The organism is Actinomadura sp. ATCC 39365 (assembly GCF_054392275.1).
In genome coordinates, this window is sequence record NZ_CP184335.1 from 1005344 (window position 1) to 1020797 (window position 15454).

Annotated in this window: 12 protein-coding genes; 7 read left to right on the top strand and 5 right to left on the bottom strand. The window is 74.6% G+C overall.

The features are described 5' to 3' along the window. Nucleotides 1–4 precede the first annotated feature (4 nt). From ACNF49_RS05440 to ACNF49_RS05450, 3 genes are all read right to left on the bottom strand, one after another. Entirely contained in the window at nucleotides 5–1414 is a 1410-nt protein-coding gene (locus ACNF49_RS05440) for an LCP family protein (RefSeq protein WP_357973735.1), read from the bottom strand. Nucleotides 1415–1561: 147 nt separating this feature from the next. Then, nucleotides 1562–2221: a response regulator gene (locus ACNF49_RS05445; RefSeq protein WP_357973732.1), complete on the bottom strand. Its 660-nt coding sequence runs from the start codon at nucleotides 2219–2221 to the stop codon at nucleotides 1562–1564. Further along, a complete protein-coding gene (locus tag ACNF49_RS05450; RefSeq protein WP_357973729.1) occupies nucleotides 2218–3348 on the bottom strand; it encodes a sensor histidine kinase in 1131 nt (376 codons plus the stop codon). The genes ACNF49_RS05445 and ACNF49_RS05450 overlap by 4 nt, the downstream gene beginning before the upstream one ends. A 166-nt stretch (nucleotides 3349–3514) precedes the next feature. On the opposite strand from ACNF49_RS05450, the gene ACNF49_RS05455 reads away from it, so the two are divergent. Then, nucleotides 3515–4552 carry a carboxymuconolactone decarboxylase family protein gene (locus ACNF49_RS05455; RefSeq protein ID WP_482942973.1) on the top strand — a complete coding sequence of 346 codons (1038 nt, stop codon included), beginning with the start codon at nucleotides 3515–3517 and terminating at the stop codon, nucleotides 4550–4552. Here the strand turns inward: ACNF49_RS05455 and ACNF49_RS05460 are convergent. Then, nucleotides 4541–5023 carry an MSMEG_6728 family protein gene (locus ACNF49_RS05460; protein WP_357973723.1) on the bottom strand — a complete coding sequence of 161 codons (483 nt, stop codon included), beginning with the start codon at nucleotides 5021–5023 and terminating at the stop codon, nucleotides 4541–4543. The genes ACNF49_RS05455 and ACNF49_RS05460 overlap by 12 nt on opposite strands. A gap of 88 nt (nucleotides 5024–5111) precedes the next feature. Here ACNF49_RS05460 and ACNF49_RS05465 point away from each other — a divergent pair, with 88 nt between their 5' ends. Both ACNF49_RS05465 and ACNF49_RS05470 read left to right on the top strand, forming a co-directional pair. Continuing rightward, nucleotides 5112–7391, top strand: coding sequence for a xanthine dehydrogenase family protein molybdopterin-binding subunit (locus ACNF49_RS05465; RefSeq protein WP_482942974.1), 2280 nt, complete (start codon nucleotides 5112–5114; stop codon nucleotides 7389–7391). 61 nt (nucleotides 7392–7452) lie between these two features. After that, nucleotides 7453–8136: a DUF2267 domain-containing protein gene (locus ACNF49_RS05470; RefSeq protein WP_357973717.1), complete on the top strand. Its 684-nt coding sequence runs from the start codon at nucleotides 7453–7455 to the stop codon at nucleotides 8134–8136. A 48-nt stretch (nucleotides 8137–8184) separates the two neighbouring features. Here the strand turns inward: ACNF49_RS05470 and ACNF49_RS05475 are convergent, their stop codons facing one another. Beyond that, nucleotides 8185–8442, bottom strand: coding sequence for a hypothetical protein (locus tag ACNF49_RS05475; protein WP_482942975.1), 258 nt, complete (start codon nucleotides 8440–8442; stop codon nucleotides 8185–8187). A gap of 195 nt (nucleotides 8443–8637) precedes the next feature. On the opposite strand from ACNF49_RS05475, the gene ACNF49_RS05480 reads away from it, so the two are divergent. The 4 genes from ACNF49_RS05480 to ACNF49_RS05495 all read left to right on the top strand — a co-directional run bounded on the left by ACNF49_RS05480 (nucleotide 8638) and on the right by ACNF49_RS05495 (nucleotide 15440). After that, entirely contained in the window at nucleotides 8638–9105 is a 468-nt protein-coding gene (locus tag ACNF49_RS05480) for an ATP-binding protein (RefSeq protein ID WP_357973711.1), read from the top strand. Nucleotides 9106–9178: 73 nt separating this feature from the next. After that, on the top strand, nucleotides 9179–9439 hold the full coding sequence (locus ACNF49_RS05485; protein ID WP_482942976.1) for an AfsR/SARP family transcriptional regulator: 261 nt from the start codon (nucleotides 9179–9181) through the stop codon (nucleotides 9437–9439). 38 nt (nucleotides 9440–9477) lie between these two features. Continuing rightward, nucleotides 9478–12441, top strand: a complete 2964-nt coding sequence (locus tag ACNF49_RS05490) for an ATP-binding protein (RefSeq protein WP_482942977.1) — start codon at nucleotides 9478–9480, stop codon at nucleotides 12439–12441. Nucleotides 12442–12653: 212 nt separating this feature from the next. Then, nucleotides 12654–15440, top strand: a complete 2787-nt coding sequence (locus tag ACNF49_RS05495; RefSeq protein WP_482942978.1) for an AfsR/SARP family transcriptional regulator — start codon at nucleotides 12654–12656, stop codon at nucleotides 15438–15440. Nucleotides 15441–15454 lie beyond the last annotated feature (14 nt).

Genomic DNA, 15454 nt, shown 5'->3' on the forward strand with positions numbered 1-15454 from the left:
CGGGTCAGGCCGCGCAGGTGTCGTGGGTGGCGTCGAAGCCCTTGATCGCCTCGGTGTCGTCGGCGCGCAGCGGCTTGAGCCCCTTCCAGTCGTCGCCGATCACCAGCACCAGGTGGTTCGTCCGGGCGCCGGCGACCAGCTTGGGCGTGGCGGCGAGCAGGTCGTTGGTGAGCGTGGGCACCCGCGTCTCGGCGTTGGGGCCGTAGAGCAGCGTGGTCTTCGGCTGGGGCTTCCTGGCCGTGTCGCCGATCTTGCTGATGTGGTAGCCGCGCTGCTCCAGGAAGGCGGCCACCTGCGTGCCGAGGCCGCCGCGGTAGGTGCCGTTGCGCAGCTCGATCTGGATCTTCGACCGCCCCACCTTGGCCTGCCCGCCCTTGACGCCCTGGACGCTCTGGTCTCTGGCGACGATCTGGAACAGCCGGCCCGCCTGCGGCTGCACCCACTCGACCCGGCCCGGCTGGGTCAGCGAGTAGTGCCAGGGGGTGGTGATGAACCGGATCTGCCCGGCGTTGAGGCCCTGGAGGCTGGTGGCGAGATCCTTCATGACGCCCACCGACAGGTCGTCGTCGACGGTCACCGACCGGGTGCCGGCGTCGAGGAAGCCGAACAGCTTGGAGGGGTCTGCGAGCGTTTCGCCGCTCATCACCTTCTTGAGCATCGAGGCGATGAACATCTGCTGCCGCTGGATGCGCCCGATGTCGGAGCCGTCGCCGAGGCTGTAGCGGGCGCGGACGTAGCCGAGCGCCTGCTCGCCGTTGAGCGTCTGCCGCCCGGCGGGCAGGTGGAGCAGGGCCTTCTTGTCGTTCACCGGAGAGGGCAGGCAGACCTCGACGCCGCCCACGGCGTTGACCATGCTCTTGAAGCCGGTGAAGTCCACCTTCACGAAGTGGTCGATGTGGATGCGGGTGAGCGACTCGATCGTCTTCCAGGTGCAGGCGATGCCCCCGGAGTTGAACGACTCGTTGATCATGCCCAGGTGCGGCTGCTGGCCGGGCAGGCCGCCCGTGGCCCGGCAGGCGGGCAGCTGGACCAGCGAGTCGCGCGGGAAGCTGATCACCATGGCGTTGTCCCGCTTGGACGACACGTGCGCCAGCATGATCGTGTCGGTGCGCTCGCCCGCGATGCGGCGGCCGTACCTGGCGTTCTTGCCGTCGCGCTGGTCGGAGCCCACGATCAGGACGTTCATCGCCGAGGTGGCGACCTTCGGCGGCCGCGTCTCGCCGAGGTCCTCCTTGGTGACCGTGGAGCGCTTGAGGTTGCCGCTGAGTTTGGCGGTGACGCCGACGGCCACGCCGGCGACCAGGAGGACGACGGCGACCGCGATCGCGATCACCCAGCGTAGCCAGCGCCGGCGGCGCCGCTTGGGAGCGCCGGGGTCGCTGGAGGGCGGAGCATCGACAAGCCCGCTGCTCACGTGACTCCAGAGGGACGGGGGCCGAGGGGCCACCGCCCCGGGCCAAGAGCCTCGCCGTACAAGTCTCGGCCGTTGAACGTGCCCGAGTGTACTCAGTCCGGGATGGGTATGCGGAGGGACCGCGTTCCTTGACGGTCAAGCCTCGGGTCAGCGCTCGCGCGGGGTCACCAGGCCGGACTCGTAGGCGAAGACCACGAGCTGGGCGCGGTCGCGGGCGTGCAGCTTGGTCATCGCCCGGCTGACGTGCGTCTTGGCGGTGGTCGGGCTGATCACCATCTGGGCGGCGATCTCGTCGTTGGACATGCCGCGGGCGACCAGGGCGGTCACCTCGCGTTCGCGGTTGGTGAGCACGTCCAGGCCCTGGGGTTCGGGTTCGGGGCGGCGGGCGACGTACTCGCCGATCAGGCGGCGGGTGATGGCGGGGGAGAGCAGGGCGTCGCCGCGGGCGGCCACCCTGACGCCCTGGAGCAGGTCCGCGGGCTCGGTGTCCTTGACCAGGAAGCCGCTCGCGCCGGCGCGCAGGGCGTGGAAGACGTACTCGTCCAGGCCGTAGTTGGTCAGGATCACCACGTGGACCTCGGTCAGGCGGTCGTCGGCGGCGATCCGCCTGGTGGCCTCGATGCCGTCCATGACGGGCATCTGCACGTCCACGAGCGCCACGTCGGGGCGGTGTTCCAGGGCGAGGGCGACCGCCTGCTCCCCGTTGGCGGCCTCGGCGACGACCTCGATGTCGTCCTCGGCCTCCAGCAGGGCGCGGAAGCCGCCGCGGATCAGGGCCTGGTCGTCCACCAGCAGCACGCGGATCACCGGGCCTCCTGCAGCGGCAGCTCGGCGCGTACGGTGAACCCGCCCTCGGGACGCGGCCCGGTCGCCAGCCGCCCGCCGAGCGCCGTGACCCGCTCGCGCATGCCCAGCAGGCCCACGCCGGGGTCGCAGGGGCCGCCGTTCGCGCGGCCGTCGTCGTCCACCTGCACGATCAGCTCCTCCTTGCCGTAGTCGACGCGTACCGAGGCGGTGGCGGGCCCGGCGTGCTTGGAGACGTTGGTCAGCGCCTCCTGGACGATCCGGTAGGCCGCCCGGTCGACCTCGGCCGGCAGGTCGCGGCGGTCGCCGGTGACCGTCACCGTGGCCGGGACGCCGGTCGAGCGGGCCCGTTCGACCAGGTGGGTGAGCCGGTCGAGGCCGCTGGCCGCGGGGGCGTCGTCGTCCTCGCGCAGCACCTCCAGCGTGGCGCGCAGCTCGCGCATGGCCTCGCCGCTGGCCTCCTGGATGGCCAGCAGCGCCGCCGGCACCTCCTCGCCGCGCTTGCGCGCGAGGTGCACGGCCACGCCCGCCTGCACCTTGATGACCGAGATGGTGTGGGTGAGCGAGTCGTGCAGCTCCCTGGCGATGCGCAGCCGCTCCTCGCCCGCCCGGCGCAGCGCCGCCTCCTCGCGGGTCCGCTCGGCCTCGGCGGCCCGCTGTTCGACCTGCAGAAGGTACGCCTGCCGGTGCCGGGTCACGGTCGCGGTCACCCCGGCCGCCAGGAACCAGCCGAGCAGCAGCGTCGTCTTCTGCACGATCTCCTGCGCGGTCTGCCCGTCGGGGGTGGCCAGGTTGACCGCCAGGGTCCCGCCCAGGAACACCGCGCCCGCCACCGCCGCGAGCGCCCGGTGACCGGCCCTGACCGTGGCGAACACGGTCACCATCACGGGGAAGGCGGCCGGCGGGCCGGGCTGCGCGTGCGCGGAGTAGACCAGCATGCACAGCGTGGTGACCAGCAGCGCCGGGATCGGCGCCCGCCGCCAGGCGACGAGCGCGAGCGACCCGGCGAGCACGGCGGCGTAGTCCGCGGGCCCCGCGTCCGGCGTGGCCACCACGGTCGCCGTCAGCAGCACGGCCACCACCGCCGCGAGCGCCACGTCCATGACGGCGGGGTGCCATCGCAAGCTCATGCCAAGCACAGTAGAGCCTGATGTGTCGATAATCGTCCTCACGTGGGCGGAATGGGGCACTACTCCCGCCGTCGTACGCCACCCGCCTCTGCGCCCCGCGCCGTAGCCGCGGGAGTCATCCCGGGCAGGACGACTCCGGCCCTGCCCGCGCCCCACCATGGCGGCCATGAACACGACGCCGACGGCCGCAGGCCAGTTCCGCTACGTCACGCCCGTCCGGCCGCAGGACGCCACGGGCCGGGTGGCCCAGGTCTACGCGCGCCTGGCCGACGACTTCGGCATGGCCCGCATGGCGGTCTTCCTGACGTTGTCGCCCGCCCCCGCCGTGCTGGCCGGGACCTGGGCGCTGCTGCGGGAGTCGCTGCTGGCCGGGCCGGGGTCCAGGACCGGCAGGGAGGTGGTGGCGCTGGGGGTGTCACTGGCCAACCGGTGCCCGTTCTGCGTGGCCGCGCACACGACGCTGCTGCACGCCACCGGCGACCACCGGCTGGCCGAGACCGTCGCGGCCGGGGGCGTGCCGGCGGATCCCGGGCACGCCGCGCTGCTGCGGTGGGCCAAGGACCGGCGCGTGCCCGCCCCCTTCCCCGCGGACCAGGCGCCCGCGTACGTCGGCACCGCGCTGACCTTCCACTTCGTCAACCGGATCGCCTCGTCCCTGCTCACCGAGAACCTGCTGCCGGGCAAGCTGCAGAAGTCGCGCCTGGTGCGCAGCGTGGGCGGCCGGGCCATGTCCCGGACGGTACGCAGGGAGCTGCCGCCCGGGGCGGGCCTGGACGTGCTGGACGGCCTGCCCTCCTCGGTCGAGCCCGCCTGGGTGGGCGGCACGCCGGTCGGCACGGCGTACGCCACGCTCATGACCGTCGCGGGGACGGGCGGGGACCTGCTCGGCGAGGCGGCGCGGACGGCCGTCACCGAGGCGGTCGCGGCCTGGGACGGCGAGCACCCGCCGATGGGCGGCGACCGGTTGTCGGGCCCGCTGACGGGCGTGCCCGACGAGGAACGGCCGGGAGCTCGGCTCGCGCTGCTCGCCGCCCTGGCTCCCTACCGGGTCACCGACGCGGACGTCGCCGCCTGGCGCGGGGCCACGACGACGGACGAGGACCTGGTGCGGCTCGTCGCCTTCGGCGCCGCCACGGCGACGCGGCACGCAGAGGCCCTTCTCACGGGTGCGCGCGTCGGCGCCGGAGCGGGGTCAGGCCGGTAGGCAGGCGGGCGGGCGGCCGGAGGCGGGCCAGACGTATTCGAGGTCGTCGGGCTCGTCGCCGAAGAGCGGGCGGTAGTGGCCGGGGTCCTTGCGCAGCAGGGCGGAGCGGTGGCTGCGGTGGAAGGCGTCGTCGCCGAGCCAGGGCGGCAGCTCGCCGGCCGCCGCCAGCTCGTGCTGGGTGCGGATGACGGGGGTGCCGCAGGCGCGGCCCAGCTCGACGGACATCGTGGCCGCGCAGGTGTCGGCCCGGCCGGTCGAGCACCAGCGGTCGCACACGTCGAGCCCGTAGCGCACGAGGGCCTCCTCGTAGCCGGCCCACATCTTGACGGCGGGGTGGTGGCGCCAGCCGTAGCCGGGGACGGTCAGGGCGCGCAACACCTGCAGGGCCTCCACCCGCTGCTTGCCCAGCCGCAGCGCGTCCAGGACCCCGGCACTGGCCGTGAAATCCGGATATGGAAGAAAAGTCTGCATCGATACCCTCGCTGACCTGGTCTTTCCCGCCTGCCGCCCGGCGAGATCGTATATGGACCGCACGCCTCGCGGCGCGCACAATCGGCCCATGGGCTATGTCGGCGCGCGGACGCCTCGCAGGGAAGACGCCAGACTGCTGACCGGAAAGGGGAGATACGTCGGCAACGTACGCCTGCCTGGCATGGCGTACGCGGTGGTGGTGCGCAGCCCCGTCGCGCACGGACGGCTCCTCGGCTGCGACGCCAAGGCGGCCTGGACGGTCGAGGGGGTGATCGACGTCATCACCCCCGCCGACGCCGCGGGGCTGCGGCTGCCCTGCGTCACCCTCGCCCCCGGCCAGCGGTCGGCCTCCTACCGGGTGCTCGACGACACGATCAGGTACGCCGGCCAGCCGCTCGCCGTCGTCGTGGCCGGCACCCCCGCCGCCGCCCGGGACGCCGCGGACCTGCTGGACCTGGAGCTCGACCAGTCGCCCGCGACCGTCGGCGCGGAACGCGCCCTCGACGAGGACGCGCCGCTGCTCTATCCCGAATGGGGCACGAACCTGGTCACCGACTTCCTGCTCGGCGACGCCGACTGCGCGGAGCTCGTCGAGTCCGCCGAGCACGTCGTCGAGATGACGTTCAGGATGGGCCGGATCTCGCCGCATCCCATCGAGCCGCGCGGCGTCGTGGCCTCCTACGCCGACGACGAGCTGACCGTGCACATCTCCTCCCAGGCCCCGCACCACGTGCGCGAGCACCTGGCCGACGCGTTCGGGCTCGTCCACGACCGGGTACGCGTGATCAGCCGGGACACCGGCGGCGGGTTCGGCGGCAAGGAGCACGTCTACCCCGACGAGGCGCTCGTCTGCCTGGCCGCGATGCGGACGGGCCGCCCGGTGAGCTGGACCGAGTCGCCCGGCGACCGGCTGTCGGCGACCCTGCCCGCGCGGGCCGCCGTCCACCGGGCCAGGCTGGCGCTCGACGGCGCGGGCCGGTTCGTCGCCCTGCACGCCGACATCCTCGGCGACCTCGGCGCCCATCCCTCGAACGTGGGCATCTCGCCCTTCGCGGTCTCGGCCACCCTGTTGCCGGGGCCGTACCGGTTCGAGCGGGTGGGCGTACGCGTGCGCGGGGTGGTCACCAACACCACCCCGACCGGCTCCTACCGCGGCTTCGGGCAGCCCGAGTGCACCTGGACCAGGGAGCGCCTGATCGACGAGGCGGCCCGGCGGCTCGGCCTCGACCCGGTCGAGCTGCGGCTGCGCAACATGCTGGCGCCGGACGAGCTGCCGTGCACGAGCCGGGTCTACCAGCAGTACGACTCCGGCGACTACCCCCGGGCCCTGCGCACCCTGCGTGACCTGGTCACCCCGGTCACCGGCGTGGACGACGGGCGCCGGCGCGGCGTCGGCTACTCCTGCCACGTCGAGACCACCGGCCTTGGCCCGTCGATGGAGATGAAGGCGTCGGGCATCCAGGCGGGCGGTTACGAGACGGCGGTGCTGCGGATGGAGCCGGACGCGTCGGTGGTGGTGTCGTCCGGGGTGGTCTCGATCGGGCAGGGCATCGAGACCGCGCTGGCCCAGGTGGCGGCCGACCGGATGGGGGTGCCGATCGAGCGGGTGCGGGTGGTGCTGGGGGACACGGCGGCGACGCCGTACTCGTCGATCGGGTCGATCGCCAGCCGGTCGCTCGCGGTCGGCGGCGGGGCGCTCGTCCAGGCCGCCGCCCGGCTGCGGGACAAGCTGCTGGCCATCGCCGCCCACCGGCTGGAGGCGGCGCCCGGCGACCTGGAGATCGCCGAGGAGTCCGTGCGCGTCAAGGGCGACCCGCGGGCGTCGGTGTCGCTGCGGGAGCTGGCCACGTCCGCCTGGCGGGCCTGGGACCTGCCGGAAGGCGTCACGCCGGGCCTGGAGGAGCGGGTCAGCTACGATCCGGCCGCCTACACCTTCGCCTACGGCGCGCACGCCGCCGCCGTCGCGGTGGACCCCGAGACCGGCGCGGTCGAGGTGGAGCGCTACTGGGTGGTCAACGACGCCGGGACGCTGGTCAACCCGTCCCTGGTCGAGGGCCAGATCCGCGGCGGGGTCGCGCAGAGCATCGGCATGGCGCTGACCGAGGAGATCGTCCACACCGAGGAGGGGCAGCCGCTCGCCGAGTACCTGCTGCCGACCATCCGCGAGGTGCCCGACATCGAGGTCGTGCTGCTGGAGACCCCCTCACCGCTCACCCCGGGCGGCATGAAGGGGGCGGGTGAGGCGGGCACGATCGGCCCTCCCGCCGCCATCGGCAACGCGGTCGCCGCCGCCATGCCCGAGCTGGCCGGACGCCTCACCGACGTGCCCCTCACCCCGCAGGTCGTGTGGAGGTGTCGACACCTCTGACCTGGGCACGGGGAGCCTGAAGGTTCGGATCGGGGGACGAATCATGGAATATCGTGCACTCTTGGCGTCCATCGGCCGCATGACGGGCCTGGGCGCCGGCCCGGCCAGAGCGGCGGCGGAGGCCACGCTGACCACGCTCGCCCGCACACTCGACGACGACGACCGGCGCGAGCTCATCGACGCCCTGCCGCCCGAGCTGACCGACGACTTCCCCATGGACCATCCGCGCAACGACGGCACCGAGGAGGGCTTCGTCCGGCAGGCGGCGCTGCTCGGCCGCCGTCCGCCCGAGCAGGCCAGGATCAGGGCCCAGGCCGTGCTGGCCGCCGTCGCCGAGCAGGATCCCGAGCTGGTCGCCCGGCTGCACATCCCTGAGCAGGTACGCCCCCTGTTCGACCCGCCGGACAGCGGCGGCGGCATCACCGGCCCCAAGGGGCACGCCGCCCCGCTCACCGCCGGCGAGATCGCCGCGGCCCTCGCCACCCTGCCGCTGTGGAGCGGCGACCGCTCGGCGCTGCGCCGGGAGATCGCCCTGCCGCGGGAGAACCTGCGTGCCGTCCGCCGCGCGCTCGACCGGCTCAAGGTCACCCACGGCCGGCAGCCCCAGCTCCAGGACACCGAGGGCGGCCTGGCCATCGTGGTCAGGACCGTCTCCGTGGGCGCGGTGACGGCCCTCGACGTGGAGCTGGCCAGGCGGGTCGACGACCTCATCGAGGAGGTGGGCGCGGGCATCGGCCGCCCGTAGCCCCGGGCCTGGCCGGTTCCGGGGCGCTCGCCCCGGGCCTGGCCGGTCCTAGCCGCGCGGCCGGTCGGGCGTCTCGCCGGTCAGGTCCTCCAGGTGTATGCCCGCCTGCGACAGGGCCTGTTCCAGCGCCGCCTGCCCGGCGGGCTTGTGCTCGGCCACGATCTTCCCCGCCTCGTCCGGACGCCCGGCCGGGCGCTCACCCGGACGTTCGGCCGGACGTTCGGCCGGACGTTCGGCCGGACGCCTGGCCGCGTCGAGGAGCGGCGTGGTGTCGGTTGCGGAGGTGCTCTCGTCAGGACTGCTCATGGCCCTGTCCGTACCCGCTGACCTGGGAGGACATGTCGAGCTGCGAAGAAAGTCAGGATTTCTCGGAAAACGTTCGACCCGAATGGCCGTTCCGTGCGTACAGGTTTGGACAGCCGCATGTCCGACAACTCGGAGGCAGGTCTCGTGTTGACTGAAACGAGCATTCGTCGCCGCCCTTCCCAGGATGGAGAGGCCATGTCCAGGCTGCGGTCGGCCCGGCGGAGCCGGATGCAGTACGTATGGCCGTTGCGCCCGGACGCCCGGACCGTCGGCCACGCCCGGTCGATCATCCGGGACGAGCTGTCCGGGCTCGACCTGCACGACGACGTCGTGGACGACGCCGTCCTCATGGTGAGCGAGCTGGTCACCAACGCGTTCATGTACGGCGAGGGCCCCTACGAGCTGCTCCTCCACGTGGACGCCAAGGAGGTCATGTGCGTCGTCGTGGACGCCGGCCCGCCCCTGCCCGCCCCCTCGGTCCCCGACCCGTCCGCCGAGCACGGACGGGGGCTGCGCATCGTCGCCCGGCTCTCCGACGGCTTCTACGGCTGCCATCCCCAGCGTTACCTGACCCATCCCGACCTGGTCGGCAAGGCCACCTGGTTCGCGCTGCCACGCCGCGGCGGGCCCGGCAACGTCGTGCCGATCAGGGCGGGCACGTAGAGGGTTCCAGTCTCCTTCAAGTCGGCCCGACCATACTGTGATCAATTAGGACGAAGCCGATGAGTGGGACAACGTGGAATTCCGAGTTCTGGGGCCGCTGGAGGTCCGCGACGCCGACGGGGGCGCGGTCGGTCTCGGCGGCCCCCGTCCGCGAGCCGTGCTGGCCCGGCTGCTGGTCGCGCAGGGGGCCGTGGTCCCCGCCGAGACGCTGATCGACGACCTGTACGGCGACGCCCCCCGCCCAGCGCCCTGCCCACCCTGCACTCCTACGTCTCCAACCTGCGCCGCGCGATCGAGCCGGACCGAGGGCCGCGCGCCCGGCCCAGGACGCTGATCGCCCGCCCGCCCGGCTACCTGCTGGCCGCCGGCGACGTGGACGCGCTCCGGTTCGCCGAGCTGGTGAACCGGGCCGAGTTCCGGTCGGCCGAGGAGGCGCTGGCCTGCCTGGAGGAGGCGCTCGGGCTGTGGCGCGGCTCGCCGTACGAGGAGTTCCAGGACGAGCCGTGGGCGATCATCGAGGTGAGCCGCCTGCGCGAACTGCGCCTGGTCGCGGTCGAGCGGCGGGCCCGCGCGCTGCTCGACCTGGGCCGCCCCCAGGCGCTGATCACCGAGCTGGAGGCCGAGACCGTCGCCAACCCGCTGCGCGAGCGCCTGTGGTGCCTGCTCGCGCTGTCCCTGTACCGCACCGGGCGTCAGGCCGAGGCGCTGGCCGTGCTGCGCACGGCGGCCGGGCGGCTGTCCGACGAGCTCGGCCTGGATCCCGGACCAGAGCTGCGGTCACTGGAGTCGGACATCCTGCGCCAGGCCGGCTCGCTCGCGCCGGTGGACGACACCCCGGCGCTGGTGGCCGCGCCACGCCCGCTGGACATCCCGCACGGGCGGGCGGCCCAGCTCGCCGAGCTGGTGGCGGTGGCCGAGCGGGCCGCGCCCGCCGGGCTCGCGGTCGCCGAGGTCAGCGGTGAGCCGGGGATCGGGAAGACGCGGCTGCTGGAGGCGTTCGGCGAGCACTGCGCGCGGCTCGGCCGGCTCGTGCTCCGTGGACGCTGCCACGACGCCGAGGGCACGCCCGCGCTGTGGCCGTGGACGCAGGTGTTCCAGGCGCTGGAGCCGCACTGCCCGCCGCCGGACCGCGAGCCCCTGTCCGGCCTCCTCGACGCCCGCCCCGAAGCGCCGCCGGACGCCGGGGGCCCGGCCGAGGCGTTGTTGTCGCGCCGGAACCAGGCCGCCGCCCGGTGGCTGGTCACGGCCTCGCGCGCCCAGCCGCTCGTCATCGTCCTGGACGACCTCCAATGGGCCGACCCCGCCTCGCTCGACCTGCTCAGGCACCTGGTCATGCTGCTGCGCGGCGGCGCGGTCACGCTGGTCGCGGCCTTCCGCACCGGGACCGGCGACGTGCTCGGGCGGCTGGTCCGCTACGACCTGTCGCGGCTGCGCCTGACCGGCGTCGGCCCCGAGGCGGTCCGCGCCATCGCGGCCGACCTCGGCGTCGAGCTGGACGACGAGTCGTGCGCCAGGATGGCCGACCGCACCGGCGGCAACCCGTTCTTCCTGCGCGAGAGCATCAGGCTGCTTGCTCGGAACCCGGATGTGGACGGGGTGCCCGAAGCGGTGACCGAGCTGGTCCGGCTGCGGCTGGACGCGCTCGCCGGGGTCACGGACGCGCTGGCGGTCGCGGCGCTGGCCGGCCGGGAGTTCGACCCGGCCGTGGTGGCCCGGGTCGCGGGGGAGGAGGCGTACGGGCCGCTCGACCGGGCCGTGCGCGGCGGCCTGCTGGCGGCGCGGGCCGGCGGGCGGCTGGCGTTCGTGCACGACCTGGTGCGCGAGGCGCTCGTCAGGGACCTGCCGCCGCTGCGCAAGGCCGCGCTGCACCGCGACCTCGCCGCCGCCCTGTCCGCCCGCCCGGCGACCGACGTCGAGGTGATCGCCCATCACGCCGTGCAGGCCGGGCCGGTGGCGTACGGGGAGGCGGTGCGGTGGGCGCGGGCCGCGGCCGAGCAGGCCGAGCTGCGCCTGGGCTACGCCGAGTCCGCGTCCTGGCTGGGGCACGCGGTGACCGCGCACGACGCCTGCGGCGGCGACCCGGCCGAGCACGTGGAGCTGCTGCTGCGGCAGGTGCGCGCGCTGCTCGCGGCGGGCGAGCCGGCCAGGGCCCGCCGGGTCAGGGACCAGGCCGTGCGGGCGGCCGACCGCATCGCGGACGGGGGAGCGGCGCTCCGGGTCCGGGCGCTGACCTCGTTCGACACGCCGTCGATCTGGACGCTGCGCGACCCGTACGGCGCGGCCGACCCGCTGCTCGTCCGCCGCTTCGAGGACGCGCTGCGCGAGCTGCCCGAACCGGACGGCGCAGAGCGCGCGATGCTGCTGGCCGGGCTGGCCCAGGAGCTCTACGACGCCTCCGGCGACCCGCGGGCCCATGGGCTGTCCGCGCAGGCCGTGGCCATGGCCCGGCGGCTGGGTGACCGGCGGCTGCTGATGCGCGCGCTCAACGCCAGGCACCTGTCGCTGCCGCGTCCCCTGCACGTGCACGAGCTGACGGACCTGGCCGCCGAGCTGCACGAGCTGGCGGACGGCGAGCCGGCCTACCAGCTGCTCGCGAACATGATGGACACCCACAACCGGATGGAGCTCTTCGACGTCACCGGCGCCGACCTGGCCGCGGCCCGCTGCGACGACCTGCTCGACCGGCTCCCGCTGCCCTGGCCGCGCTTCCAGCACACGCTGTGGCGGGCGGGCCGGCTGGTGCTCGGCGGCCACTTCGACGAGGCGGACGACCTGTACGCCGATGCCGCCGACCAGGCGACCGGCCTCGGCATCTGGCACGCCACCCGCGCCGTGACCGCCGGCCGCCTGGCCCTGGCCTACCACCGGGGCACGATGGCCGCCGCAGGGCCGCTCATCGATGTCCTGAGCGGCGCGAACCACGCCCTCGACCAGGCCGCGCGTACCCTCCACCTGCACGCCCAGGGGCGCATGGACGAGGCCCGCAAGCTGAACGGCCAGCCGCTGCTCGACCGGTCGCGCCCGTCCACCCTGTGCCTGCGGGCCGCCGCCGCGGCGGCGCTCGGCCGGGTGCACGAGTGCCGCGTGCTCTACGAGGCGCTGCTGCCCTTCGGCGGCCGGATCACCGTCCTGTCGGCCTGCGCCTGGGTGGGGCCGGTGGACTGGCATCTCGCGCTGCTGGCCGAGGCGACCGGCCGGCACGAGAGCGCGCTCCGGCACCTGACCGAGCTCGAACGGCTGGCCGCCCGCAATGGCCTGACCTGGTGGCGGGACCGGGCGGCCGAGGCCCGCCGGGGGTCCGGCCGCAAGCACCTGCAACTGGCCACCAGCGGATGACAAGGGCCGCCTGATCGACTCACCGGGACGCGATGGTGTGGCCCATGGTGCCCGCCGGCACGAGCAACGACGACATCCGGATCGCCAGGAACCTGGCTCCGAACTGGGGAGATGACGAATAAGTCAAGTCGTAACAAAGCAGCAATCGGTGCCAAACCTCATTTAAGCTTCCTTGACCCGGGGTGGCCCGGGCCGCTGAACCGAGGTGGAAAGTGGCGCTGCGCGTCAAGGTGCTGGGGCCCATCGTGGCCGAGATCGACGGGGTGGAGGTCGCGCTCGGCGGCCCGAGACAGCGCGCGGTGCTCGCCGTGCTGGTCGCGGCGCGCGGGCAGGTGGTCTCGGCGGAACGCGTGCTCGACGCCGCCTGGGACGAGGGCGAGCCCGCCTCGATGCCCACCCTGCACTCCTACATCACCAGGCTGCGCAAGGCCCTCGAACCCGGCCGGACCAGCCGGTCGCCGCAGAGCGTGCTGGCCCGCGTCGGCAACGGCTACACGCTGCGCGTCGAGCCCGACGCCGTGGACGCCGAGCGGTTCGCCCGCAAGGTCGCGGAAGGGCAGCTCCTGCTGGAGTCGGGCGACCACAGCTCGGCGCTGGCCGTGCTGAGCGAGGCCGTGGAGTTGTGGGGCGGGCAGCCGTACGGGGAGTTCGCGGGCGCGGCCTTCGCCGTGCCGGAGATCGCGCGGCTCCAGGGGCTGTTCCTGTCGGCGCGGGAGAGCCTGTACGCCGCGCAGCTCGCGCTCGGGCGGCACGCGGCCGTGGTGCCGGAGCTGGAGAAGCTCACCGCCGAGCAGCCCATGAGCGAGCGCGGCTGGGAGCTGCTGGTGCTGGCCCTGTACCGGTCGGGCCGCCAGGGCGACGCGCTGGCCGCGCTGCGCTCCGCCCGCCGCGTGCTGGCCGAGGAGCTGGGCATCGACCCGGGGCCGGGGCTGCGCGAGCTGGAGGCGGCGGTGCTGGCCCAGGACGACGCGCTGCGCCCCGGCGTCGCCGCGCCGCTGCCGGAACGCGGCGGCAACCTGCCCTTCCCCGTGACCGCGTTGGTCGGCCGGGCGGCCGAGGTCGAGCAGGTGGCCGCGCTGCTCGCCGAGCACCGGCTGGTCACGCTCAGCGGGCCGGGCGGCATCGGCAAGACCAGGCTGGCGCTGGAGACCGCGCGGGCCAGGGACGACGCCGACGGGCCGTGGCTGGTCGAGCTGGCCGGGCTGGCCGACCCTTCGCTGGTGGCCGGGGCCATCGCCCAGGTGCTCGGGCTCACCGGGCCGGTCACCGGGCAACGCCTGGCGTACGCGCTGCGCGGCCGGAGCCCGCTGCTGGTGATCGACAACTGCGAGCACCTCGTGGCGGCCGTCCGCGACACGGTGTCGGAGCTGCTGGCCGGGGCGGGCGGCGTACGCGTGCTCGCCACCAGCCGCGAGACGCTCGGCGTGCCGGGCGAGGCCCTGTACGACGTGCCGCCGCTGTCCACGGCGGACGCCCGCGACCTGTTCCTGAGCCGGGCCAGGGCCGCCGCGCCCGGCTGGGAGCCGACGCCCGCGGAGCTGGCCAACGCCGAACGCCTCTGCCTGGGGCTCGACGGGCTGCCCCTGGCGGTCGAGCTGGCCGCCGGGCAGTGCCGCATGTTGTCGGTCGAGCAGATCCTCACCTCGATGGACGACAGGTTCAGCGTCCTCACCGACGGCGCCGGCCCGCGGCGGCACCGCACGCTCGCCCGTACCGTGGAGTGGAGCTACGACCTGCTCGAACCCGCCGAGCGCGAGCTGTTCCACCGGCTCGGCGCGTTCGCCTCCGGCTTCGACCTGGACGCGGCGGCCGCGGTGTGCGGGCGGCCGGTCCTGGGCGGCCTGGGCGCGCTGGTGCGCAAGTCGCTGGTCGCCGTCGAGCCCGGCACCTCGCCGCGTCGCTACCGGCTGCTGGAGACGATCAAGGAGTTCGCCCGCGCCCGGCAGGACCCGGCCGAGCTGGCCGAGGCCCAGGCCGCGCATCGCGCCTGGGTGCTGGGCCGAGCCGAGGCCGCCGACGCCAGGATCCGCGGCGAGGGGGCGACCGCCGCGATGGAGGTGCTCCTCGCCGACCAGGCCGAGCACCGGGCCGCGTTCACCTCGGCGATGCTGGCCGGCGACGGCGGGTATGCGCTGCGGCTCACCGGCCTGCTGTCGTGGTTCTGGTACCGCAGGGGCCACGTCGCCGAGGGGCTGGCCAGCCTGTCGGCGGCCATGGAGCTCTACCCCGACGCCGAGCCCGGCGTGCGCTCCCAGGCGCTGATCGGCATGGCCGGCCTGCACTACCTGGCCGGTGACTTCCCCGCCGCGAGCCGGCGGGCCAGGGAGGCGGCCGAGATGGCCCGCCTGGCCGACGACCTGGTCGCCGAGGGGCGCGCCCTCACCTACCGCGCGCTCTTCGGCGGCCTGTGCGGGGCGCCGAACGCCCTGGCCGACGCCCGTGCCGCGCTCGACCTGGCCGAGGTGGCCGGCATGGAGTGGCTGCACGCCGAGGCGCTGATGGTGCTCGGCATGCTGCTGGTGTTCGCCCGGGAGACGGGCGAGGCGGCCGGGTGGCTGACCCGGTCGATCGAGGTGGCCACCAGGACGGGACACCGCTTCGTCACCGCCTCCTCGACCTGGCTGCTGATGAAGATCGACCTGCTGAGCGGCCGTACCGACCGGCCGCTGGCGTCCGGGCTGCCGATCCTGCGCATGCTCGACGAGGACAAGGACGTCACGTCCTGGCTGGTCATGGCGCACACCCTGGCCGGGGTGCTCACCGCGGGCGGGCTGCCGCGGGACGGCGCCCGCCTGCTCGGCGCGGTCGAGGCGGTCGGGGCCCGGGTCGGCTTCTCGCCGCCGGAGCTGGACCCGGCCGACGGCGCCGAGCGGGAGCAGCTGATCCGGCACGCGCTGCCCGCCGCCGAGCTGGCCGAGTGCCTGCGCCAGGGCGCCGCCCTGTCACCCGCCCAGGTGCACGGCCTGCTCGACCGGCTGATCCGGAGCCGCGTCCACTGACCTGGGATTCTTGC

Excerpts from the sequence above, each read along its gene's own strand:
- ACNF49_RS05450 (WP_357973729.1), bottom strand. The coding sequence starts at position 3,348 with ATGAGCTTGCGATGGCACCCCGCCGTCATGGACGTGGCGCTCGCGGCG.
- ACNF49_RS05455 (WP_482942973.1), top strand. The coding sequence starts at position 3,515 with ATGAACACGACGCCGACGGCCGCAGGCCAGTTCCGCTACGTCACGCCC.
- ACNF49_RS05460 (WP_357973723.1), bottom strand. The coding sequence starts at position 5,023 with ATGCAGACTTTTCTTCCATATCCGGATTTCACGGCCAGTGCCGGGGTC.
- ACNF49_RS05465 (WP_482942974.1), top strand. The coding sequence starts at position 5,112 with ATGGGCTATGTCGGCGCGCGGACGCCTCGCAGGGAAGACGCCAGACTG.
- ACNF49_RS05475 (WP_482942975.1), bottom strand. The coding sequence starts at position 8,442 with ATGAGCAGTCCTGACGAGAGCACCTCCGCAACCGACACCACGCCGCTC.
- ACNF49_RS05480 (WP_357973711.1), top strand. The coding sequence starts at position 8,638 with ATGTCCAGGCTGCGGTCGGCCCGGCGGAGCCGGATGCAGTACGTATGG.